20 protein-coding genes are annotated in these 22,317 nt (G+C 60.0%); 7 read left to right on the plus strand and 13 right to left on the minus strand.

The genetic code is table 11. The features are described from left to right. The first annotated feature begins 350 nt into the window (after nt 1–350). Nucleotides 351–1,154: an SH3 domain-containing protein gene (locus KZO34_RS07465; protein ID WP_219475192.1), complete on the plus strand. Its 804-nt coding sequence runs from the start codon at nt 351–353 to the stop codon at nt 1,152–1,154. Continuing rightward, complete coding sequence (locus tag KZO34_RS07470; RefSeq protein ID WP_257900223.1) at nt 1,124–1,825, plus strand: outer membrane beta-barrel domain-containing protein; 702 nt, start codon at nt 1,124–1,126, stop codon at nt 1,823–1,825. The genes KZO34_RS07465 and KZO34_RS07470 overlap by 31 nt, the downstream gene beginning before the upstream one ends. Before the next feature lie 29 nt (nt 1,826–1,854). On the opposite strand, the gene KZO34_RS07475 is transcribed toward KZO34_RS07470, so the two are convergent. From KZO34_RS07475 to mqo, 5 genes are all read right to left on the minus strand, one after another. Next, on the minus strand, nt 1,855–2,721 hold the full coding sequence (locus tag KZO34_RS07475; protein WP_219475196.1) for a hypothetical protein: 867 nt from the start codon (nt 2,719–2,721) through the stop codon (nt 1,855–1,857). 46 nt (nt 2,722–2,767) lie between these two features. Then, nucleotides 2,768–4,441: an acetolactate synthase large subunit gene (locus KZO34_RS07480; RefSeq protein WP_219475200.1), complete on the minus strand. Its 1,674-nt coding sequence runs from the start codon at nt 4,439–4,441 to the stop codon at nt 2,768–2,770. A 154-nt stretch (nt 4,442–4,595) separates the two neighbouring features. Then, a complete protein-coding gene (locus tag KZO34_RS07485; protein WP_219475204.1) occupies nt 4,596–6,620 on the minus strand; it encodes a hypothetical protein in 2,025 nt (674 codons plus the stop codon). Between the two features lie 54 nt (nt 6,621–6,674). Beyond that, entirely contained in the window at nt 6,675–7,907 is a 1,233-nt protein-coding gene (locus KZO34_RS07490; protein ID WP_219475207.1) for an ATP-grasp domain-containing protein, read from the minus strand. A 155-nt stretch (nt 7,908–8,062) separates the two neighbouring features. Further along, on the minus strand, nt 8,063–9,544 hold the full coding sequence (mqo, locus tag KZO34_RS07495) for a malate dehydrogenase (quinone) (RefSeq protein ID WP_219475212.1): 1,482 nt from the start codon (nt 9,542–9,544) through the stop codon (nt 8,063–8,065). A gap of 333 nt (nt 9,545–9,877) precedes the next feature. Here mqo and nhaD point away from each other — a divergent pair, with 333 nt between their 5' ends. Both nhaD and KZO34_RS07505 read left to right on the plus strand, forming a co-directional pair. Then, nucleotides 9,878–11,128, plus strand: a complete 1,251-nt coding sequence (gene nhaD / locus KZO34_RS07500; RefSeq protein ID WP_219475214.1) for a sodium:proton antiporter NhaD — start codon at nt 9,878–9,880, stop codon at nt 11,126–11,128. Between the two features lie 9 nt (nt 11,129–11,137). Continuing rightward, entirely contained in the window at nt 11,138–12,121 is a 984-nt protein-coding gene (locus KZO34_RS07505; RefSeq protein ID WP_219475217.1) for a calcium/sodium antiporter, read from the plus strand. A gap of 20 nt (nt 12,122–12,141) precedes the next feature. Here KZO34_RS07505 and KZO34_RS07510 read toward each other — a convergent pair whose 3' ends face one another. Next, complete coding sequence (locus tag KZO34_RS07510; protein ID WP_219475219.1) at nt 12,142–12,906, minus strand: lysophospholipid acyltransferase family protein; 765 nt, start codon at nt 12,904–12,906, stop codon at nt 12,142–12,144. 206 nt (nt 12,907–13,112) lie between these two features. Here KZO34_RS07510 and sorT point away from each other — a divergent pair, with 206 nt between their 5' ends. Together sorT and sorU are read left to right on the plus strand one after the other, a co-directional pair. Continuing rightward, the gene (sorT, locus tag KZO34_RS07515) at nt 13,113–14,339 is read left to right on the plus strand and encodes a SorT family sulfite dehydrogenase catalytic subunit (RefSeq protein ID WP_219475222.1); all 1,227 of its coding nucleotides are present in this window, start codon (nt 13,113–13,115) and stop codon (nt 14,337–14,339) included. 58 nt (nt 14,340–14,397) lie between these two features. Next, complete coding sequence (gene sorU / locus KZO34_RS07520; protein WP_219475225.1) at nt 14,398–14,718, plus strand: SorU family sulfite dehydrogenase c-type cytochrome subunit; 321 nt, start codon at nt 14,398–14,400, stop codon at nt 14,716–14,718. Between the two features lie 28 nt (nt 14,719–14,746). Here sorU and msrB read toward each other — a convergent pair whose 3' ends face one another. Further along, on the minus strand, nt 14,747–15,172 hold the full coding sequence (gene msrB / locus KZO34_RS07525) for a peptide-methionine (R)-S-oxide reductase MsrB (RefSeq protein ID WP_219475228.1): 426 nt from the start codon (nt 15,170–15,172) through the stop codon (nt 14,747–14,749). Nucleotides 15,173–15,183: 11 nt separating this feature from the next. Then, entirely contained in the window at nt 15,184–15,837 is a 654-nt protein-coding gene (gene msrA, locus KZO34_RS07530) for a peptide-methionine (S)-S-oxide reductase MsrA (RefSeq protein ID WP_219475231.1), read from the minus strand. Between the two features lie 216 nt (nt 15,838–16,053). On the opposite strand from msrA, the gene KZO34_RS07535 reads away from it, so the two are divergent. Next, complete coding sequence (locus KZO34_RS07535) at nt 16,054–17,028, plus strand: metallophosphoesterase (protein ID WP_219475238.1); 975 nt, start codon at nt 16,054–16,056, stop codon at nt 17,026–17,028. A gap of 11 nt (nt 17,029–17,039) precedes the next feature. Here the strand turns inward: KZO34_RS07535 and KZO34_RS07540 are convergent, their stop codons facing one another. The 5 genes from KZO34_RS07540 to ercA all read right to left on the minus strand — a co-directional run bounded on the left by KZO34_RS07540 (nt 17,040) and on the right by ercA (nt 22,275). After that, nucleotides 17,040–17,522, minus strand: a complete 483-nt coding sequence (locus tag KZO34_RS07540; protein ID WP_219475241.1) for a CDP-archaeol synthase — start codon at nt 17,520–17,522, stop codon at nt 17,040–17,042. Nucleotides 17,523–17,580: 58 nt separating this feature from the next. Next, nucleotides 17,581–18,957 carry a class II fumarate hydratase gene (locus KZO34_RS07545; RefSeq protein WP_219475246.1) on the minus strand — a complete coding sequence of 459 codons (1,377 nt, stop codon included), beginning with the start codon at nt 18,955–18,957 and terminating at the stop codon, nt 17,581–17,583. Between the two features lie 64 nt (nt 18,958–19,021). After that, on the minus strand, nt 19,022–19,303 hold the full coding sequence (locus KZO34_RS07550) for a hypothetical protein (RefSeq protein ID WP_219475248.1): 282 nt from the start codon (nt 19,301–19,303) through the stop codon (nt 19,022–19,024). A gap of 70 nt (nt 19,304–19,373) precedes the next feature. After that, nucleotides 19,374–21,128 carry a PAS domain-containing hybrid sensor histidine kinase/response regulator gene (locus KZO34_RS07555; RefSeq protein WP_219475252.1) on the minus strand — a complete coding sequence of 585 codons (1,755 nt, stop codon included), beginning with the start codon at nt 21,126–21,128 and terminating at the stop codon, nt 19,374–19,376. Beyond that, nucleotides 21,112–22,275: an alcohol dehydrogenase-like regulatory protein ErcA gene (gene ercA / locus KZO34_RS07560; protein ID WP_219475257.1), complete on the minus strand. Its 1,164-nt coding sequence runs from the start codon at nt 22,273–22,275 to the stop codon at nt 21,112–21,114. The genes KZO34_RS07555 and ercA overlap by 17 nt, the downstream gene beginning before the upstream one ends. Between the last annotated feature and the right edge of the window lie 42 nt (nt 22,276–22,317).

The following is a 22,317-nucleotide window of genomic DNA, read 5'->3' on the forward strand; positions in this document are numbered from 1 at the left end:
GCTGACAATTCACCGTGAACAATCAGGGGACTGACTTTTGAGTTGACCGACTCTGCCCGGAAAGCTCTTTTTAGACGGCTCTTGCTTGATCGGACGGTCAGTTTTTTTGGGAGATGCTTCATTCGTCAAATTCTGTTAAATACGCTAACACAGCTTTTCCATGAAAAACTTAATCATTTTCTTTTCGATTAAGTTTCTGTGAATCCCTTCGCGAAACGACGCATGGACTATTGCTGAACGCCAGGGGGCTCGTCAGAGTTCCAATTGAATTCAGATTTTTTTCAATAAAAACAGATCTTTACATTAGTTCACATTATTTAACAAACCTGTTGGGCATCGGCATCGAACTTATGAACGCGATCACAGACACCTTCACTAACTTGCCGTATCCGTTCCCCGGCAACCTCTGTCGGAACGTTTTCCTGTCACTGCTGTTGCTGACCGTGCCGATGGCAGACGCCGACGCACAGACAGCGTTCGAGGAAGACAGCGCTGTGCTCGAGGTGGTGGATCCGTTTATTGAACTGCACACCGCACCGGGCCGGGGCTACCCGGTGTTCCATGTGATCGAGAAGGGCGAGCAGGTTGAGCTGCTGAAACGCAAGACCAACTGGTACAAAGTGCGTTCTGCTTCCGGGGAGGAAGGCTGGACCAAGGCGGCGCAACTTGGTCGCACCCTGCTGCCGACCGGGCTTCCGGCAGACCTGCCCGAAGTCGGCCACGGCGAATACCTGGCGTCCAGCTGGCGCGTGGGCTTTACCACCGGCCTGTTTGAGCAGTCCACCAGCTTCAGCCTGGCGGTCGGTTACCGCCCCCTCACCTGGCTGGGTGCGGAACTGGAAGCCGGCAAGATCTATAACCGCTCGGTCACCAGTGATTACTACAGCGCCAACCTGATCATCGAGCCATTCCACCAGTGGGACCTGACCCCCTACGCGTTGGCCGGGGTTTCCCGGTTTTCCTTCGATGCTCGCCAGAAGGTCCTGCTGAGCGACCTTGGTAATGCGGATGCCGTCAACGTCGGTGGCGGCCTCAGCTACTACATCGGTCGCAACTTTCTAGTTCGTGCCGAGTACCGCGTGTACTCGGTTTCCTCCAATTCAGAAAGCACAGGTTTAAGTGAATGGAAAATCGGTCTGAACACCTTCTTCTGATCTCAGATTTCTCTGGCTACGGGACCGGCAAGGCACTGCTACTGGCGTGCTCGCTGGCCATTCCACAATGGGCGACTGCGCAGGCCACCCGAGACGGCGACAAACCGGCTCCGGTTCAGGTGATCGCGCCCGAGGTGAAACCCCGCAGTATCCAGGAGGCGGATATCGATGCGGAGTTTTTCGAGGTCGGTGCGTTTGCCGGCATGATGACGATCGACAACTTCAGCAGCGAACCGTTGGTGGGGGTCAGCGCGGCCTTCCACGCCACCGAGGACTTTTTCCTGCAGTTCAATTACGGGGTTACCGAGGCAGGGCTGACGTCGTTCGAGGAGCTCAGTGGCGTTAACGTAAGGCTACTGAGCGATTCCGACCGGGACTACAGCTACTACGACTTCCTGGTGGGCTACAACATTTTTCCGGGCGAGGTGTTTTTCAGCGATTCACTGACCTTCAACTCCGCCTTTTATCTGGTGGGGGGTGTCGGCAACACCGAGTTCGGTGGGGAGAGCAACTTCACGACAACCCTGGGCACCGGGTTCCGGGTGGTGTTACTGGACTGGCTGACCGTTCACGTGGACTTCCGGGACCACATGTTCACCAGCGACCTCATTCGCGAGTCCCAACTGACCCACAACATTGAGCTGTCGTCCGGGTTTACCCTGTTCTTCTGACTGCGTAAACCCGGAAACTGCCGGGCGCCTCAACTGCGCCCGGCAGCGACCTCATCCATCAACCGGGAAAGGTCATCTTCGATCTCTTCAATCCAATCCTGCCAGTCGCTTCGGTACTCCCCGAAACGCGCCTGGTCCAGCTCTGTCAACCGGAACCGGGTCTGGGTAACCGCCCGGCCACTCTCGGCGAAGGCCTGAAGGTCCGGCTCGTCCAGACGCTCGCGCTGCCTGTTCAGGTCCTGCCGTGAGGCCTCCAGCAGACCGCGGTCCCGGGGGCTGGCGTCAGGCTCACCTTTCAGCGCCTCTTCGATGGACTCGGTCAGCTCCTCGATGTGTTTCTGGAGCTTTTCACCGTATTCCTCAAGCGCTTCCCGGGAACGTTGTTCTGCTTCCGACGACAGCGCCTCCAGCTCACTGGCCAGCTCCTCCAGACGCTCATCCACGCTGTCGGACGACCGGTTGATGCTCTGGCTCAGGCGTTCACTCAGGTCGCTGAGCGTTCCGATAACATCGTCAAACATTGAGCGTGACGTCACCGCCCGTTGCGTAAGCTCGTAATCGACCGTCCAGTCGCCTTCCCGACGCTCCAGGTAGGTCAGGACCTTCTTGCGATCGTCGTTATCTGCACTGAGGAACCTGGTCTCTACGGTCGCGCGGGAGCCATCGATGACAATCTTGCCCCAATCGATGGAGATGGTTTGCCAGTCGGTACCGAAACCATCGAATTGCGAGGGATCCGCCAGGGTCGACAGCTCGGCGACCTCATCGGCATCGTTCTCCGTCACCGAGTGCCAGAACGCTTCGGTCACTTCCCGGGGCGTCTCGGGATTACTGCAGCCGACGAGGAACACGAGCATCGATGCGACGGCGATGCCGCGCGGCAGTGAACGAATCATGCAAATACTTCCCTTGGTTCAGAGTATGGTGTGCATGATACACCGCCTACAGCTGGCAGGTCAGGTCTGCCAGCTCTTCGTCGAACACCCGGCGGTTCTCGCTGTAGTCCACCGGAACGTCCACCAGGTGAACACCGCCCTCTGAAAGTGCCCGCTCCAGGGTCGGCCGCAAGTCCTCGGTGCGCGCTATGCGGTGGCCGGTGGCACCATAGGAGTCGGCGTACTTCACGAAATCCGGGTTTCGGTAGTCGAGCCCGAAATCCTCGAACCCCTCCTGTCCCTGCTTCCACTTGATCATGCCGTAGGCGCTGTCGTCGATGACCAGCACCACCAGATTGAGATTCAGACGCACGGCGGTCTCCAGCTCCTGACTGTTCATCATGAAGCCGCCATCACCACACACCGCCATCACCTTCAGGTGCGGATACAGCATGGCCGCCATCATGGCGCTGGGCAGACCCGCCCCCATAGACGCGAGGGCATTGTCCAACAGCACCGTGTTGTTGTCATAGGCCGGATAATTGCGGGCGAACCAGAGCTTGTACATGCCGTTATCCAGGGCAATGATGCCGTCCTCCGGCATCACCCGGCGCACGTCGCTCACGATCCGCTGGGGGATAACCGGAAACCGCTCATCGTCCGACCGGTCCTTCAGGTGCCGGTCCACCGCCGCCTTGACGTCCATGAACCAGGAGAAATCGTGGCTTGCGCAATGCCCGCAGTGTTCCGCCATGTACTCCACGCTGTTGGCGATGTCGCCTACCACCTCATGTTGCGGGAAGTAGACCGGATCGACATCGGCACCGCTGAAGTTCACATGGATAACCTGCTTGCCGCCGGCCTTCATGAAAAACGGCGGCTTCTCGACCACGTCATGGCCCACGTTGATGACCAGGTCGGCGCGGTCGATAGCGCAATGGACGAAATCCCCGGCTGACAGGGCAGCATTGCCCAGATAGCGGGGGTGGCGCTCGTCCACCACACCCTTGCCCATCTGGGTGGTAAAGAACGGAATGTTGGTGACGTTGACCAGATGGATCAGTGCCTGGGACACCCGTTTCCGGTTGGCGCCCGCCCCGATCATAATCAGTGGATGCCGGGCCTTTCGCAGCATGTCACAGGCCATCTCCAGGCTTTTCACACTGGCGGAGGGCCGCCTGGCGTCGCTGGGCTCGAAGATATGGGTATCCGGCTCCGGGCGCTCCGCCGCGATGTCTTCCGGCAGCTCCAGGTGGACCGCTCCGGGCCGCTCCTCCGAGGCCAGTCGGAAGGCTTCCCGCACCTTCGCGGGGATGGTGTTGGCATTGCTGATCTGACGGGTGTACTTGGTAAGGGGACGCATCAGGTCGACCACGTCGAGGATCTGGAACAAGCCCTGCTTTGACGACTTGATCGGCTTCTGACCGGAAATCATCATCATCGGCATGCCGCCAAGCTGGGCGTAGGCAGCCGCAGTAACCAGGTTGGTCGCCCCCGGGCCGAGGGTCGAGAGGCAAACGCCCACCCGTCCGGTCAGGCGGCCATAGGTCGCGGCCATAAAGCCAGCAGCCTGTTCGTGGCGATTCAGCACCAGCTGGATACTGGATGTGCGCAGGGCCTCGAGAAAATCCAGGTTCTCTTCACCCGGCACCGCGAAGATGTACTTTACCCCTTCATTCTCCAGGGCCTTGATGAACAGCTCTGCCCCATTTCGCGCCCCGGCGGGTTGGTCGTTTGCCATGGTCGTCCCCTGTGCAACTGGATGTGATTCCGAGCATAGCATTCTATCGCCATAACGCCGCTCCCTGACTAACAGTACGTTGAGCCAGGGCAGCGGATGTCCACCGAACAGGAAAAGTTGTGAGCGGGAAAGCAGGAACCGGCAGGGCCTGCCGTCAGTTGGAGACCGGCGGTTCCGCCTGGAGGGCTTCGGCCGGAACCCGGTCTTCGCCCCAGCTGCGATAGACGCCATCGACCACGCGTTTCAGCTCGTCCTCACCGACATCGGCGGGCTCGCCGCGCTCGAGGGGATCGTAATGGAAGATGTACAGTCGGGACGTGAACTGTTCGAACGGCAGGGAGGATTCTCCAAAGCGCTCGCCATGACCGGCGGTACTCACGCGTACCTCATCGCCCCAGTTCTGGCCGCTGTCATTGTTGGGATTGAAGAAGTACACCCGCATCTCGCCATCGGGATCCAGCGCCACCCGCAACACGGTAATGGCGTGCCAGCCGATGAACCGGGCCGCACTGTCGGTAACGGCAACGCCCGCGGGCTGAGGATGGATCAGCGGCTGGTTACCGTTATAGAACGGGTGATAACTGGCGTAAAAGTGGCGAATAAACCCTTCCAGGTCGTCCAGCTTGCCGGTGGCTACATCGACATTGATGGCAAAGCCACGGCCAGCGGACCAGCCATGGAATTCCGGGTTCACCCACTGGTGCGGGTCGCCTTCCCGATTGGCCACAAGCCGGCCCATCTCGGCGTAGATGCGGTCCAGATGAGGCACCACCACCAGCGATACCGGGTCGAGATCGAGGGTCACTTCCGAGGCTACGCCACTCTGGCTGAGGGCCGACGACACCGGCTTGCCCTCAAAATGCATAATGATTTCATTGTCCCGGGCGGCCCAGGCCAGCATCTGCAGCAGATAGTCCGGATCGTTGTATGCCCACATTGAGAGGGCCCGGGCGGACTGGCAGGTGGGGTTATTGCCCTGGCCGACGCCAAGGGGCTGGCCCAGCATGCTGAGCACGCCCTGAATCAGCCAGGCACCGGGCGCGGGCTGATAGCCATAAGCCAGTTGCAGACGTTCACGGGCATTCGGGCTCAGGGACAGCCGGGCCTGACGCCACAAAGCGGGGGCCAACGGCGGCTGATAAAGAATGCCCCGTTCCAACAACAGGGCCAGACCATAAAGCCCCTGCGCGGTCTCCGGAAACACCCCTTCCTGAATCAGCGTACAGACCAGTTCGCGGTAACACAGCAGGCAATCCCGTCCGGTACTCGACAAACCCAGGGCTTCACTGAGCAGGGCATCCTGGTCCTCCAGGATGAAGCGGACAAAACAGGCGTGATACGGCGACACCAGTCCCGTATCGTGCATGGAGCGGGCGAAGCCTGTGGCTTCGTTCTGAAGGGCCTGGGCGTCCATGGATTCCAGGCGCTGTTCGTAAACCACCGCCCCCGGATCTTCACTGCAGGCCCGGGTGGGCCCGTACAGACTGGAAATCAGGCGATCGGCGCCCCGGCCGGCACCACCGAGATCCGCCTGGGGATCGGCGCGGCAAATGGCGATCTGGGTGATCATCTTGCGCACGTCCGTGACCTGGATCGGTCGCTGCTGCAGAATCCGCCAGATCTCCTCGATCAGGCTGTCGATGACGTGCTCGTAGCCAATATGCTCAGCGACATACTGGACCACCGCCTGACTGATGTGAGCCAGTTTGCCTTGCTCACGCTCTGCCTCGCCGGTCATGCCGAACAGCAGACCGAGATTGATGGCCAGTACCTGGGTCAGGTAGTGATGGGCCTGCTCCGCCGAAACCGACGGATGCAGGTAAAATCCGCGAGCCACGGCCAGGAGGCGCAGCTCGCTGAAGGCTTCGATGACCACCGTGTCTGCGTTCTGGCTCTGCAGGGCATGGGTGGTCAGGGCGGGCAGAAGAATGCCGGGATCGGCCCAGTCGGTGCCAATATACACGCCCGCGAGCTCAAGTCGCTCGGCACGCTCTTCAATGGCCCGGCATCCCTCCGGTTGCTGCAGGACCCGTCGGGCAATGTCGAACACGCGTGGAAGCTTGCCGGCCTTGGCGAACGGCCGGCTTTCTTCCAATGCCTGGATTGACTCATCCAGTCGTTGCACCAGCTTGTCGAAATTGACTGCCGGTACTGCGCTGCCCGGTTGGTGATCGTTCAAACGATTATCCTCAGGGCCTGCACCAAACCCGTCTGTTATTAAAGCTTCTCCTGATTATACATAGAAATCGAGTTCTTCCTGATGTTTCAGGAGATCCCGCATGGTGTACGGATCCTCACCGAAGAAGTAGACCAGCCCCCAATGGGTACCGAAGGCGGTCCGCTTGGTCACGGTTTCCTCCAGCGGCGGGGTCAGCTCGTGAGACTCGAAATACTCGTGATTCTCGGTCTCTTCGGGAATTTCCAGCCTGCTGACCACACGGCGACGCGGATAGACACCGAAGCACCCGGCGTAACCCTTGGCATCCACCACCTCTTTCGGGAAGAAGTTTTTCACTTCCTCGTCGGTGGTCTTGGGATCGAAGGTCAGGATCATGCCCTGATAGGCGTTGAAGCCATAGGCACGCTCAAGCAGCTCGAATACCTTGAACCCGGGTGGGCGGTAGGCCACCTCGCCAAAGTACATGGTGCTGTCGCTGGTCACGAAGTATTCCGGGTGGATAAAGCCGAAATCAATATCGAAGGTCTTGATCAGCTTCTCGATCTCACCCCGGATCTGGTCTCGATACTTCTCCAGGTCCGGCGTTGCGGGAACAAAGACGGAATAGCCCAGGGTCACGTATTCGGAGATGTTGAGGAACGCGATCTTGCCGTTATGAATCCAGGCCTCCACCGCGAATTCCCAGCCATCGAGGTGGGATTCCATGAGTACCGGGAACTCTTCTTCCGGGATGGTATCCACTTCGTCGGGAGTACGGATTACCCGGTGCCCCAGACACCCTGCCTTGTCGAAAGCCTTGAGGTGAATCGGGTCATTCGGGTCACCGTCGAGTTTCAGCAGGGTCTGGTTCACCCGCTTCAGGAAACGGATGACGTCACCCTTGTCGTGCGCCTCCTCGAAGATCCCGACCCGGATACCACCCAGCTGAGCACGACGCTTCATCAATGCCTTGTCGCGCAACAACATGGCCTGACCGAACAGGCGCGGCTTGTCCATCAGGACCGAGTTGATCGCACCCGCCCACTCGACGGTTTCCTCGAACAGCGGGATGGCCACATCCACGCCCATCTCTTTTAGCGTCTGGGCGATTTCGACGGAGCGGTCGTTGAGACGTTCGAAGTTCCAGGGAACGTAGGGGATGTCGTGCTCTTTGCAGTAGGCTTCTGCCCAGTCCGGAGCAACAACCACATAGCGCCGGTCGAATTTGTCTGCGGCTTCTACAGCGTTCAAGCTCCAACCAAGGAGTGCAATATACCCCTTGTCCGGATTGTACTTATGCTCGCTCATAGGCTCTCTCCTTTGCGTGGGGTGTCTATTAACCCTACGCGTTACTTGGGAAATCGCAAATCAGACTGCCCCTAAAACGAAAAAAGCACCGCGAGTGCAGGTTTTTAAAACCCGCACTCTCGGTGCTTAGGAGCCTGTTATACCGATTAGGAATATCAGTTCAGTTTTAGTGTTGAGAGCGTTCTTTCACGTACTTTGGTCAGTAACGCCTCGTCCTCCACCAGCGACTGTCCGTAGGAAGGAATCAGCTGTTTAAGCCGTTCTTGCCAGTCTGCGGACTTCAGACTTTCCGGGAAACAGCGTTCGAGAACATCAAGCATGGCATTGGCAGCGGTGGAGGCCCCTGGAGACGCGCCCAACAGGGCCGCCAGCGTGCCATCTTTGGCGGCCACGATCTCGGTACCGAACTCGAGCTTGCCGCCACCGCCTTCCTGCTGCTTGATGATTTGTACCCGTTGACCGGCCATCTTCAGCTCCCAGTCTTCCTCTCGGGCATCCGGGAAGAAGTTGCGCAGCGAGGCGACCCGGTCGCTGTGCGACTGGAACACTTCACCAATCAGGTAGCGGGTCAGGTCCATGTTGCTCTTGCTCACGGACAGCATCGGGCGCAGGTTGGTGGGCTTGACCGACCCGAACAGGTCGAAGATCGAGCCCTGTTTCAGGAAGCGGGTGGTGAAGCCGGCAAACGGTCCGAACAGCAGCGCCGGCTCGCCATTGATGATTCGGGTATCCAGGTGCGGCACCGACATTGGCGGCGCGCCAATCGGCGCCTTGCCGTAGACCTTGGAATGGTGCTGTTCGACGATGTCCGGCTTGCGGCACACCAGCCACTGACCACTGACCGGGAAACCTCCGTAACCCCGGGCCTCTTCAATACCGGACTTCTGCAGCATGGGCAGAGCGCCGCCACCGGCACCCAGGAATACAAAGCCTGCCTCCAGCTTGGTGAGTTCACCGGTTTTCTGGTTCCTGACCCGGACTTTCCAGCGGCCATTGTCGCGCTGGTCAATGTAGTGCACGGGGCTGCTGAGCATCAGCTCGAAATTGGGCTGGCTCTCCAGGTATTCCACCATGCTGCGGGTCAGTGAGCCGAAATCCACGTCGGCCCCATGTTTGATGCGAGTGGCAGCCACCCTTTGCATCGGATCCCGATCCTTCACCACCAGCGGCATCCACTCTTCCAGATCATCCGGGGACTCGGTGTATTCCATCTCCCGGAACAGGTGGTGGGCGCTCAGGCGTTCGAAACGGCGCTTGAGGAAAGCCACGTTTTTCTCACCCCAGACAAAACTCTGGTGTGGCGTACGGTTAATGAAGGTCTTGGGATCGGGAAGCATGCCCTGCTCCACCAGGTACGACCAGAACTGGAGGGACACCTCGAACTGGGCGTTGATCTGGAGCGCCCGATCAATGGCGACATCACCGTCCCCGGTTTCCGGCGTGTAGTTGAGCTCACAATATCCGGCGTGGCCGGTACCTGCGTTGTTCCACCCGTCTGTGCTCTCATGGGCAACGTGATCAAGACGTTCCACCATGACGATGTCCAGGGACGGATCGAGTTGCCTGAGCATCATGCCGAGGGTGGCGCTCATGACGCCACCACCGACCAGCACTACGTCTGCCTGTCTTGCGGCCATTGGTCTATACCCCAGCTAGTATTAAGCCTGTGTGCTCCTCCACGATCAGCAGAAGAGCCTGTCGAAAGCCGGTCAAGCGCAAGGTAAAAGGCGCTGCCGTCTGCTCTCGGTCTGAATGTGGGCGCAATTATCCCGATTTCCGCTGAAATAATAAATTGCGATTGTCAATCGATTCGCTTTGCGGACGCCTATTACCGACACCAGGACACCGCCTGGGTCAATTACGAACAGTGGTTTGCTCCGGGTCAAAGGTCTAAAATCCCGCCCCACAAACTTTTCCCGGGCCGGTTACGGCCTGCCCCTTTGAAATGAAAATCTGGACGGGATTACCCGATGTCTGCCCTAGAAGCTGTTCTGATCGCTCTTGCTGTTCTGGCGCTGCTTGGCGTTATTTTTGAAGAAATCATTCATGTCAACAAAGCCAAGGTCACACTGTTCTTTGGCACCCTCAGCTGGATTGTTCTGTTTCTTGCCAGTGGAAGTGAGGGCGAAACTGACGCTATTTCGACCGGCCTGTCTGAAAGCATTGCCGAGATAGCGGGTCTTTGGTTGTTCCTGGTCGCGGCTATGACGTTCGTTGCCTACCTGAACAAGAAGGGGATGATCGAAAACCTGATTTACCTGATCATGCCGAAACAGGTAAGCGAACGGAAACTGCTGTTTCTGACCGGACTTTTCTGCTTTATTTTCTCCTCTTTGGCAGACAATATCACCGCTACGTTAGTCTCATGTTCGTTGATCCTGTCACTGGATCTGGAACTGAAAAAGCGCCTCCAATTCGTCACCCTGGTGGTCTTTGCCGTCAACTCCGGGGGCGTGTCCCTGATCACCGGCGACGTCACCACGCTGATGATTTTCCTGGCGGACAAGGTAGAAATCCTGACCTTGCTGACACTGGCGATTCCCGCCTCCATTACCGTGTTCATCCTGGCCGTCTTTCTCTCCAAGGGGCTCACAGGCACCGTCACCCTTCGTTCCACCAAGAACGAAATCCGTCCCGTCGACGCAGTGATCAGCGGCCTGTTTTTGTTAACGATCCTGAGCACCATTGCCGGCAACGCCCTGTTCGGCGTGCCACCGGTTCTGACCTTCCTGTTCGGGCTGTCGATCATGTTCCTGGTGTCCCGGTTCATGAGCGACGATTCTGATCTGGACCCGATTCTCGAGTACATTCGTATCATTGAGTTCGAGACGCTGCTGTTCTTCCTGGGCATCCTGCTGCTGGTGGGCATGCTCAAGGAAATTCACGCGCTGGATTCATTTGTGGCGATCTACGATATTTTGCCGCCGCTATATGCCAACTACCTCATGGGTATCTTCTCGGCGGTAATTGATAACGTGCCGTTGACGGCCGCCCTGCTCAAGGCCGGCATTACCATGAACCCGGGCGAATGGATGGGCCTGACCTACGCCGTGGGCGTGGGTGGATCCTTGCTGGTGATCGGTTCCGCCGCCGGCATCGTGGCAATGAGCAAAATCCCGGGGCTGACCTTTGGTGCCTACATGCGGTATCTTGCCCACCTCTTGGCCGCCTATACCCTGGGCTACGCCGGGGTATTCATGCTCGGACGTTTCATTAACTGAGGTTTTTCTATGGTAATGGCAATTGGCGCAATCATCGCCGGCCTGGTCCTGCTGGTCTGGAGTGCCGACAAGTTCGTTGAGGGCGCTGCCGCCACCGCCAAGCACCTGGGCATGCCCGCGCTGCTGATTGGCATGGTTATCATCGGCTTCGGCACCTCCGCGCCGGAACTCGCGGTATCGGCCATGGCCGCGGCCGACGGCAACCCGGGGCTGGCACTGGGTAACGGTTATGGCTCGAACATCACCAACATTGCGCTGATCGTTGGCCTGACGGCGGTCATCGCCCCCATTGCCGTGCATTCCCAGGTGATCCGCAAGGAGCTGCCGCTGCTGGTGGTATTGACGCTGATCGCCGGTGCCCAGTTGATTGACGGGGAGCTTTCACGGCTGGATGGCTGGGTACTGCTGGCCGTGTTTGCTGCGGTCATGGGCTGGTCGATTTTTCAGGGCCTTCGAGGTAAGGATGACCCGCTAGGGGGCGAAGCTGACGCCCAAGTAATTGCTCACCCCATGCCCCTGAAAACCGCCGTTATCTGGCTGGTGATCGGCCTGATACTGCTGATTGTCAGTTCGCGGCTGCTGGTCTGGGGGGCCGTGACCATAGCCCAGGCGCTCGGGGTCAGTGACCTGATCATCGGCCTGACCATCGTGGCGATCGGTACCTCACTGCCGGAGCTGGCCTCGGCCCTCGCTGCAGTCAAGAAAAACGAACACGACCTGATCCTCGGCAACATTCTCGGCTCCGGGATCTTCAATACCCTGGCGGTGGTTGGCCTGGCCGCCGCCATCGAACCGCTCAAGGTGGACCCGGAAGTCCTGTATCGGGACTGGACCCTGATGCTCGCTCTTACGGTGGGGCTGCTGCTCATGGGCTCTGGCCTCACCGGTTGGCGACGACTCGTCAGCCGTGTGGACGGCACCGTACTGATGCTCGTTTATGTCGCCTACACCGGCTACCTGCTCTCCACCGTGGTGGCCGCCTCCACGGCCTGAACACCGCAACGGCGACGCTGTTATTCAGCCTCGCCGTTGCCGAGCAGCTCCTTGAGCCTGCTTCGCACATCGGTCATGACCTCATCGAGGTCTGCCTTGGTCTTGCCTGCCGTATCCAGTGGGGCGCCGACGCGTACATCCACCGGCTGCCCCAGATTGATCTGCCAGGTCCGGGCCGGCAGTACCCGGTGAATCCCGCGAACCGCCACGGGTACGATCACTGCTTCAGTATCCAGGGCAAGGTGAAAACAACCCTTCTTGAAAGGCAGCAGCTTACCGTCCGGCGATCGGGTCCCCTCCGGCGCTGCCCACAGTACAATGCCGCTTTCCATCATTGCACGGGCAAGTTTGAGGTCCTGCACGGCACGCTCGTGATTCGAACGATCGACGGAGGGAAACTCGGCCGCCCGCATGGCCTGACCCAGCAGCGGGATCCCGAACAACTCCTTTTTGGCCAGCATCCGGACGGAGCCGGGCAGCGAGACAAAGGTCACCGGAATGTCGTAGTGGCTGGAGTGGGTGCACATGATGATGTAACGCCGGCCGTCCCCGAAATCGGGCACTTCGCCCCGCACCGTCAGGCTGGCCCGCACCAAGCGCAACAGGGCCGCCGACCATTCCCGGCAATACTGATCCACGATCGGTCGGTTCAGCCTGCCGAACAGGGCCCTCAACAGGATCAGCAACGAATACAGGGCCGTCAGGCCCACCGACCCCAACACCACCCCCGCACGCCGGAGCAGGGTGGCCGATTCCGTCAGCGGGTTCATTTTCAGTCGAATCATCAAGACAACACCGTTTTGATCTTTTGACCTTTCAAGGCGTTAACGCCAGCGACGGATTATAGCGGCTGCGGCTTGCGCTGAATAACCAACCCCGCAAATTGATCATTAGTTAACCAGGAGCTATATGTAATAAGGATATTCTTCGCTGTCGAACGCCTGTGCAGCGAAGACCTACCGTCAGATAACAATATCGAGGGAGACGGATCATGAAACAGGGAACCACCATCCAACGGGGACCGAACGACCCCGGGCCTGTCAACGAGGGGCGGCGCCGGATTCTGATGGGCAGCGCCGGTGCCATGGCCGCCGTCAGCCTTCTGGGAATCACGCCGCTGGCCAAAGCGGAAGAACCCAAAACCCTGCCTGACTACGCCGCCTGGAAGGAACGAAATGCGCTCATCGTCCACAGCACCAACACCATGGAAACCCGACGGGATGCCATCGGCCAGGGCGTGGTGACGCCAAGCGACCGCTTATTCATCCGCAACAATCTGCCGACCCCGCCGGAGTCCATCGTCGCCGACCGGGACGCCTGGGAAGTGCGGATCGAAGGCGTGAAAAACCCGACAACCATGACTATTGGCGAGCTTAAGGAGATCGGCGTGGCGACCGTGGCCTCGGTCCTGCAGTGCTCCGGCAATGGCCGTGCCTTCTTCCCCCACGGCGCCGGCGGAACCCAGTGGTCGGTTGGCGCCGCGGGCTGTGTCGTGTGGACCGGCGTACCACTGAAGGAGGTGGTTGACGCACTCGGGGGCATGGCCGACGGTGTGGAATACATCACCAGCACCGGGGGCGAGGAGCTGCCCGATGGACTGGATCCGAAGCAGGTTACAGTGGAGCGCTCGGTGCCGACCCGGGCCCTGGAAAACGCCCTGCTGGCCTGGGAACTGAATGACGAGCCCCTGCCCCTGACCCACGGCGGCCCGCTCCGGATGGTGGTACCCGGGTTCTACGGGGTCAACAACGTCAAATACGTCAAGCAGGTGGCCTTTACCGAAAACCAGACCGACGTGAAGATCCAGGCTTCCAGCTACCGCATCCGCGACGTTGGCGAGAAGGGCGCGCCGGACCAGCCATCGATGTGGGAGATGAACGTCAAGTCCTGGGTCACCTCACCTCTGGAAACCGGGCGGAGCGGTCGCAATATGATCTATGGCGTGGCACTGGGTGGCACGGTCGACCTGGAGAAAGTCGAGGTGTCGGTCGATGGCGGCAAATCCTGGAAGCAGGCCCGTTTCCTGGGGCCGGATCTGGGCCCCTTCGCCTGGCGTCCGTTCGTGCTGGCCGCAGACCTCTCGCCCGGCGAGTACCGGATCGTCAGCAAGGCGACCGATGTCGAGGGCAACAGCCAGCCGGAAGGCCGCACCGACAACGAACGAGGCTATGGTCACAACGGCTGGAGCGACCATGGCGTGACCGTTGCCGTCAGCTAAAACCATCGGGGCGGCAGTCAGTTGGTCCGCCCCGTTTACGCACTTCTGGACCAGAATCATGATCAAGCATGCAGTCGTGAGCCTTGCCTGCACTTTGCTGGCGACCAACGCTCTCTCGGATGAGCTCGCCGAGCAGGGCAAGAAAGTCTTTACCGAACTGGCCCAGCCATCGTGCACCATCTGCCACGCGCTGTCGGATGCCGGTTCCGCCGGGGAGATCGGGCCGAATCTGGACGAACTGGCGCCCTCGGTAACGCAGGTTCAGAATGCCGTGAAAGGCGGGGTGGGACTCATGCCGGCGTTCGGCGATTCATTATCACAGGCGCAGATTACCGCCGTTGCCCACTATGTGGCTTCCGTGACGGGCGGTGGCCCATAAAAAAACGGGGCCTTCGCCCCGTTTTCTGTTACCGGTTTTCCTTGAACACCATGGCAATGGAATTCAGGCAGTACCGCTGACCAGTGGGCGGCGGGCCATCCGGGAATACGTGCCCCAGGTGGCTGTCGCACCGGGGGCAACGGATCTCCGTGCGGGCCATGCCCAGGCTGTTGTCTTCCAGATAGCGAATGTGTTCCGGATCGTAGGGCTGGAAAAAGCTGGGCCAGCCGGTACCGGAATCAAACTTGGAATCCGAGCTGAACAGCGGCAGATCGCACAGGCGGCAGTGATAGGCGCCTGACATCTTGTTGTCCAGCAGCGTGCCACAGAACGGGTGCTCAGTTCCGTGATCCAGCAACACCTCGCGTTCTTCCGGTGTCAGGTCGGCCGCTTTTTCGTCAACCTGCGCTTTCGTCAGCGGCGTCAGGTCATAACCTGCAGCAGATTTACTCATGGTTCAGCTCCTCAGGCCATGTTGTTATCGGAATCGTCGGAATATTCAGGTTTCAAACGGTCACCGTAGTTGTCCACCAGTTTCTCCATTTTCGGCGCTGCAACCGCCATGATGTAGGGCTGGTAGGGATTCCGGGCCGCGAAATTCTGATGGTAGGCCTCGGCCGGATAGAACGCATCCAGCGGCTCCAGCGTGGTCACGATCGGGTCCGGATAAACCCCGGCAGCGCCCAGCTGCCGGATATACGACTCGGCCACCTGCTTCTGTTCCGGCGTTTCGTAAAAAATCGCAGAACGGTACTGGGTGCCCCGGTCGTTGCCCTGGCGGTTCAGCTGCGTTGGGTCGTGGGCGACCGAGAAGAATACCTTAAGCAGCTCGCCAAAACTGACTTTCCCGGGGTTATAGTGGACATCCACTACCTCGGCGTGACCGGTCTTGCCGGTGCAAACCGCCTCGTATTTGGCGGTTTCCGCGCTCCCGCCGGCGTACCCTGATTCGACCGATTCGACACCGTCCATGGCCAGGAACACCGCCTCGACGCACCAGAAGCAGCCACCGGCCAATACCAGCCGGGCCGCATCACCGCCCTGGGGGAGATTCTGTTCGGGATCCGGGAAACGGCTGCGGGGCACATTCAGCCCGGGAATATCACACGATGTCACCATGATGTCCTCGATAAATAAGATGCTGTTGGTTGGGACGTTTAACGTTCCAGATTGTGGCTGTTACGGTACGCTTTTGCCAATGGCTCAGTCCCTGTACCCAAACATGAACATTGCACCGTTCCGGTTGCATACCCCGACAGGCCAACCATAATGACAGACAGGGTTTGCCACTATGCGATCTGACAATCGCCCGTTCGGCATATCAAGGACAGAAACATGACGGCAAGGGCTCGAACACCCAAAAATCAGGACGAGTTGCTGGAATATCGCCTGAGCCTGCGACTGGGGCCCGTTCACGCCCGCCAGAGGCTGGGTATTGAACGCGAAGCAGAGGCCCTGGTCTTCGGCCAGGACGGCGGCTCCTTCCACCTGGAGAACGTCACCAACGCTCCCGGTTTTATCCGCTTCTGCCTGAAACTGGTCGGCCTCTTCGGTCGGGGACAGGCGAACAGCCGGCGTCTGGATACCGTCTACAACCGCTTCCGCCTACCTGATCTGCCGGCGGCCTTCGAAGGCTTCCGGATTCTGCACCTGACCGATCTCCACGTGGACATGGACGAAGCCAATCTGCAGGCGGTGATTCGCCAGATTGAACCTCTGGACTACGACCTCTGCGTGCTCACCGGTGACTACCGCCGGCTAACCTGGGGGCCGGTGGACGATGCCCTGGACGGCATGTCCCGCCTGCGTGACGCCATTCGTGGCAAAGCCTATGCCGTACTCGGTAATCACGACAGCATCCGCATGGTGCCCGGCCTGGAAGACATGGGCTACTCACTGCTGATGAACGAAATGCTCCCCATCGAACACAAAGGTGACAGGATCTACCTGGCCGGCGTGGACGACGCGCATTTTTACAAGGTTCACAACCTACACCGGGCCGGAGACGACATTCCCGTGAACGGTACCAGCATCCTTCTGAGCCACACCCCGGAAATCTGGCGGGAAGCCGCACACGCCGGCTACGATGTCTTCCTTTGCGGGCACACCCACGGCGGACAGATCTGCCTGCCCGGTGGTATCCCGGTAACGCTGGATTCCGACTGCCCGCGCCACCTGGGTCGGGGCTACTGGCAGGCCAATGGCATGCAGGGGTACACCTCCCCGGGTTCCGGCACCTCGGTTGTCAACGTACGGCTCAACTGTCCACCAGAGGTGACCGTCCATACCCTGACCCGGGGCCCGCAATAGCCGGCCAAAGGTCAATGGGGATGGCGACGTATCCCCAGCCGGTACAGGAGTGGTGAGAACAGAATATTGGCGAGGGTAAATGCGACCACGACCAACGTCGCGCTCCACCAACCCACCGGTAACCAGAATACCGCCAGAACCATTGGCAGGGACGACTCCGGGATCTGGTCCAGGCCCAGCGCCCGGGCACTCGACCCGAGGCCGAGCCGACGCTTGAGAAAGCTGCTGAGCAGGTCACCCAACAGGCCCAGCACGCCGAACACCAAGCCAAAAGCAAAACCCAGCCCGCTCCACAGGGAAAACAGCGCGCAACTCAGGGTACCGAAAACCAGCCCGCGCCAGGTTTTGCTGGCTCCGAGAACCGGCCGTCCATCTGGCCAGAGACGGCCCCCATCAATGGGCGCCGCCCAGTGCTGCTTCAGAACGCGGGCAACAACGACCGGTACGCCATTGGCGAGCACCAGCATCACAAACAACTCCAGTGATATCAGCAAGTGCTCCTGCTCCCTCTTGGTCCAGACCTGATCACCACAAAGGCGGTACGGCGGCTCGTCAGGCAATGCCGCCGCGCGTCAGCTTCAACGGATCCATCAATTGCTCCAGTCGCGTGCGACTGAGCCCGCTGCGCTCCTCGGCCACATCAATCACCGGACGGCCCGTGCGATAGGCCTCCTTGGCAATGTCCGCCGCCAAGCTGTAGCCAATCTCCGGATTCAGCGCGGTCACCAGTACCGGGTTTCGCCCCACGCCCGCATCCAGAGTCTCCGTATTCACAGTAAAGCCCCGGATCGCCTTGTCGGCCAGCATATTGGCCGAGTTGCTGAGCAGGTCGACCATGTCCAGCAGATTACCGGCCACCAGCGGCAACATGACGTTGAGCTGGAAATTGCCGGATTGGCCGGCAATGGCAACGGCACTGTCCAGCCCCATCACCTGGGCGCCAACCATGGCGACCGACTCCGGGATAACCGGGTTAACCTTACCCGGCATGATGCTGCTGCCTGGCTGCAGGGCCGGCAGGCTGATCTCGGCCAGGCCATGAATGGGACCACTGTTCATCCAGCGAAGATCGTTGGCGATCTTGGTCAGTACAATGGCGGTGCCCCGAAGCTGGGACGACAGCGCCACCGGCGCATCGATCGCGCTCTGCCCGAGGAATTTGTGATCAAGGGTGCCAAAACCATAGCCGGTATTGGCTTTCAGGAACTTGATGAACTGATCGGCGAACTCCGGCGCCGCATTGACCCCGGTGCCAACGGCCGTACCGCCCTGGGGCACAGACAGGAGGCCGTCGGCAGCGGATTCAACCCGTTCTTCCGTCACCAGCAACTGTTCCCGCCAGGTCCGGAGCTCCTGCCCCAGCGTGACGGGCATGGCATCCATCAGGTGGGTACGCCCGGTTTTGACCTGCTCCGAGAGCTCCGCCTCGCGCTCGTAGATCATGCCTCGCAGGTGCGTCAGTGCGGGAATCAGTTGTTGCTTCACCGCGATCACGGCGCTGACATGGATCGCCGTCGGAATCACGTCGTTGGAACTCTGACTCATGTTGACGTGATCGTTGGGATGAACGTCCTGCCCCTGCTTTCTGGCAATGGCCGCGATCACTTCGTTGGCGTTCATGTTGGTACTGGTACCGGAGCCGGTCTGATAACGATCGACCGGAAACTGATCCGAAAACTCGCCCTGAACCAGCGCTTCACAGGCGGAGACAATGGCATCCCGCCGGTCGTTGTCGAGCAACCCCAGGCTGGCGTTGGCCTCTGCTGCGGCCCACTTGATGTGGGCAACCGCGGCAATAAAGGCCGGGGGCATCGGCTGACCACTGACCGGAAAATTGTCCACGGCCCGCTGGGTCTGGGCTCCCCAGAGCGCATCAGCCGGCACATGAACGTCGCCCAGGCTGTCTTTTTCGGTTCGATACTCGCTCATCTTCCCTCCTGTCTGTCCATTTACACGGGATCGTCAGCGTTTACGGCACACCGGACCGTTTGTATCAGCCGGAATTCGATCTGAGCCGGACATGGTCGCAAATGCCCGTTACCTGCTCAAAGTTCACGATCAGGGTGTGCACGGTGTTGGTGTAGGTGTCGTGCAAATGGAACTTGAACCGGTGCTGTTTCTCTCCTTGAAGGTAGGCATCGTATTCCCTGACAAGTTCCCGCACATCGCCGCCTTCATTCTTGGTCCAGGTGGCATTGAACGGTCCGAGAACGGCACCGCCGGCGAGGCAGACGGTGACTTCGTGATTGGTGAGTCCGGATTCCTGAGCATTCATGGTCGCTCCCCTTGCTGTTGAACAACGGAACATCCTTCCATGAAGTGTAGTCGTTCCGCGTTCTACTGCTTCAAGCGGTCGACAGCAGGCTGGTCAGCAGGGCACGCAACCGGTTGGGCTTGACCGGTTTGTTCAGGATAGGGAGGTTGTGAACACGCATCAGGCGCCGGGTGTCGTCACTGCGGTCGGCGGTAATCACCGCAGCGGGTATATCACGCCCGAGACTGCCGCGGACGGCATGGATCGCCTGGTCGCCGGTCAGCTCGTGATCAAGGTGGTAGTCGGCCAGAACCACCGCGGGCGCAGCCTCCGCGTCGAGCTGGGCCAGCAACGCCAGCGCTCCGGCCTCACTGGGGGCGGTCAACACCGAGCAACCCCAGCGCTCCAGTAGCAGGCTCATGCTTTCAAGAACCGCCGGCTCGTTATCAATCACCAGCACCCGGGCGCCGTTAAAGCCACTGTCGAAGGCGTGAAGATTCTCGGGCTCTGTAGGCGGTTGTCGCGCCAGAGTCTGCCCTACGGGCAGGCTGACGACAAAACGGGAGCCCTGGCCCGGCCTCGATGCCACGTCAATGTCGTAACCCAGCACCCGGACCATCCGCTCCACAATGGCCAGCCCCAGACCAACCCCCTGACGCCCCCCAGTCCCCTGGGGCAGCAGTTGATGGAATTCGGTGAAAATATCTCTCAGCTTGCTGGCCTCGATGCCGACACCGGTATCCCAGATTTCAATCCGGAGCCGGTCACCCCGGCGACGCAGTGCCAACAGCACACCGCCACTGCGGGTGTAGCGAAAGGCATTGCTCAACAGGTTGCGCACGATGCGGATAAGCATGCGATGATCGGTTCTGACCATCGCCGGCCGGGTGTGGACCCGAAAATCCAGGCCGGCGTTGGTGGCGACGGCATCAAACTCCTCGCCCAGGCCTTTCAGCAAGGCTTCAAGGTCGGTCAGCGCCAGGTCCGGCTGCATGGCTTGCTGGTCCAGTTTGGAGATATCCAGCAGGTCCGCCAGCAGATCCTCCGCCCCTTCCAGGGCCCGATGCACCTGGTGCACCATCCGGTTCTCCTGCTCCGGCAGATGGCTGTCCTGCAGGGCGGAGATCATCAGCCGGGCGGCATTCAGCGGCTGCAGGAGGTCGTGACTGGCGGCGGCCAGATACTTGTCTTTGCTGCGGTTGGCTTCCCGTGCCGCTTCCATGGCCAGTACCAGTTCGCGCTCGACCTTTTCCCGCTCTTCGATCTGGTAGCGCAGGCCCACGTTGGCGTTCTGCAGGGCTTCCGTGCGTTCCTCCACCCGATGTTCCAGGTCGAGGTTCAGCTGTTCCAGTTTCTGGCGGGCCTGGACCCGTTCGGTGATGTCAGCCACAAAGGCCTCCACCACTTCCGGCCCGAGGTCGGGCCGACGCAGCAGGGTCAACGCTACCGGCACCGGGGTCTGATCCGCCCGCCGCAGCCGGGTTTCCCGGGCGCTGAGACGGCCGTTGTCGAGCAGTTCCTGGCGAACGGCGTCAAATTCGGCGGCGCTGCAGAACAGCTGTTCCCTCAGTCGGATCACCCGCTCTTTCAGATCATCAGCGCTCGGGTAGCCACAGATACGGGCCATGGCAGGGTTGCAGTCGAGAAAGCCGCCCCGGAGGTTGGCCCGAAAAATTCCATGCAGGGCATTCTCGAACAACCACTTGTAGCGGTTGCGCTCCTGCTCGAGCTCGTCAATCCGGTCCTGCAACGCCGGGTAATAGTTCTTGCGCACGGACTGGCTTCCCAACCCGAGCAGATCGCCAATTCCGTAGCCACTGTCCTGTTGGTCAGAGGGCTTCTTCATAGACAACCTGAACATCCCGCAAGGACGATTTTCGGGGGTTGGTAAGAATGCAGGGGTCCTGCAGGGCGAAACCCGAGAGATGAGGTATATCCGAAACCGTCACACCCAGTTTCGCCAGGCTCGACTCCAGCCCCACCCGCCTCTTCAGTTCAATGATGCGCTGCATCAGCCGCCGTTTGATGTCGGCACGACCCATGCCCCGGGTGTCGATATCCATGGCCTCCGCCACCCGGCGGAAACGGTCTTCGGCCGAGGCGTAGTTGAAGGCTACCACATGCTCCAGCAAAAGCGCGTTGCACAGCCCGTGGGGCAGATCCAGAAAACCACCGAGACTGTGGGACATGGCGTGGACCGCGCCGAGAATGGCGTTGGAAAACGCCAGTCCCGCCTGCATGGACGCCAGCATGATCTGTTCCCGCAGATACGGATCGGCGGTGTTGTCGATCAACGGCTCCAGGTTGCGGTTGATCAGACGAATGGCCTCAAGCGCGTGGGTATCGGTCAGCGGTCCGCTGCCCGTAGACACAAACGCCTCGATCGCGTGTACGAGGGCATCCACACCGGTGCAGGCGGTGAGGTAGGCGTCCATGGTTTCCGTTACTTCCGGATCGATCAGGGAGACGTCCGGAACCACAGCTTTGCTGATGATGGAAAACTTGAACCGGCGAGCAGGGTCGGAAATGATCGCGAATTGGGACACATCGGCAGAGGTACCGGCGGTGGTCGGAATCAGAATCAGCGGCGGTGACGGGTTCGAGATGGTGTCGACCCCCTCAAACTCCAGGATGTTCCGGCCATGGGTGGCCACAATGCCGATCCCCTTGGCACAGTCCATCGGGCTGCCACCGCCAATGGCGACAATCACGTCGCATTCACTGGACTTGTAGAGTTCGGCCCCCTCCATGACCTCGGCCACCTTGGGGTTGGGCGACACGTCGGTGAACACCGTCGTGCGGATGCCGGCCTCGGTCAGCAGGTCGACAACCTCCTGGACCCAGCCGACCGCAGCCACGCCCGGGTCCGACACCAGCAGTACGTGGCGAGCGCCGAAATTGCTGGCGAAATTGGCAACGGACTTTCGGGACCCGGCACCGAAAACGATTTCAGGGGAAACGAATTTGCGCAGAGCAGATATGTCGTGACTCATCGGGCGCTCTCGACACGTTGTTGTTATAGGAATACCCGAGAG

It is taken from the genome of Marinobacter sp. F4206 (assembly GCF_019392195.1).
Lineage (GTDB): Bacteria > Pseudomonadota > Gammaproteobacteria > Pseudomonadales > Oleiphilaceae > Marinobacter.

What these genes read in the sequence shown, in the direction of transcription:
- msrB (WP_219475228.1), bottom strand. Translation starts at nt 15,172, where the DNA reads ATGAGTAAATCTGCTGCAGGTTATGACCTGACGCCGCTGACGAAAGCG.
- KZO34_RS07475 (WP_219475196.1), bottom strand. Translation starts at nt 2,721, where the DNA reads ATGATTCGTTCACTGCCGCGCGGCATCGCCGTCGCATCGATGCTCGTG.
- KZO34_RS07490 (WP_219475207.1), bottom strand. Translation starts at nt 7,907, where the DNA reads ATGAGCGAGCATAAGTACAATCCGGACAAGGGGTATATTGCACTCCTT.
- msrA (WP_219475231.1), bottom strand. Translation starts at nt 15,837, where the DNA reads ATGGTGACATCGTGTGATATTCCCGGGCTGAATGTGCCCCGCAGCCGT.
- KZO34_RS07480 (WP_219475200.1), bottom strand. Translation starts at nt 4,441, where the DNA reads ATGGCAAACGACCAACCCGCCGGGGCGCGAAATGGGGCAGAGCTGTTC.
- KZO34_RS07470 (WP_257900223.1), top strand. Translation starts at nt 1,124, where the DNA reads ATGGAAAATCGGTCTGAACACCTTCTTCTGATCTCAGATTTCTCTGGC.
- nhaD (WP_219475214.1), top strand. Translation starts at nt 9,878, where the DNA reads ATGTCTGCCCTAGAAGCTGTTCTGATCGCTCTTGCTGTTCTGGCGCTG.
- KZO34_RS07535 (WP_219475238.1), top strand. Translation starts at nt 16,054, where the DNA reads ATGACGGCAAGGGCTCGAACACCCAAAAATCAGGACGAGTTGCTGGAA.
- KZO34_RS07505 (WP_219475217.1), top strand. Translation starts at nt 11,138, where the DNA reads ATGGTAATGGCAATTGGCGCAATCATCGCCGGCCTGGTCCTGCTGGTC.
- KZO34_RS07465 (WP_219475192.1), top strand. Translation starts at nt 351, where the DNA reads ATGAACGCGATCACAGACACCTTCACTAACTTGCCGTATCCGTTCCCC.
- KZO34_RS07545 (WP_219475246.1), bottom strand. Translation starts at nt 18,957, where the DNA reads ATGAGCGAGTATCGAACCGAAAAAGACAGCCTGGGCGACGTTCATGTG.
- KZO34_RS07555 (WP_219475252.1), bottom strand. Translation starts at nt 21,128, where the DNA reads ATGAAGAAGCCCTCTGACCAACAGGACAGTGGCTACGGAATTGGCGAT.
- mqo (WP_219475212.1), bottom strand. Translation starts at nt 9,544, where the DNA reads ATGGCCGCAAGACAGGCAGACGTAGTGCTGGTCGGTGGTGGCGTCATG.
- KZO34_RS07550 (WP_219475248.1), bottom strand. Translation starts at nt 19,303, where the DNA reads ATGAATGCTCAGGAATCCGGACTCACCAATCACGAAGTCACCGTCTGC.
- KZO34_RS07510 (WP_219475219.1), bottom strand. Translation starts at nt 12,906, where the DNA reads ATGATTCGACTGAAAATGAACCCGCTGACGGAATCGGCCACCCTGCTC.
- sorU (WP_219475225.1), top strand. Translation starts at nt 14,398, where the DNA reads ATGATCAAGCATGCAGTCGTGAGCCTTGCCTGCACTTTGCTGGCGACC.
- sorT (WP_219475222.1), top strand. Translation starts at nt 13,113, where the DNA reads ATGAAACAGGGAACCACCATCCAACGGGGACCGAACGACCCCGGGCCT.
- ercA (WP_219475257.1), bottom strand. Translation starts at nt 22,275, where the DNA reads ATGAGTCACGACATATCTGCTCTGCGCAAATTCGTTTCCCCTGAAATC.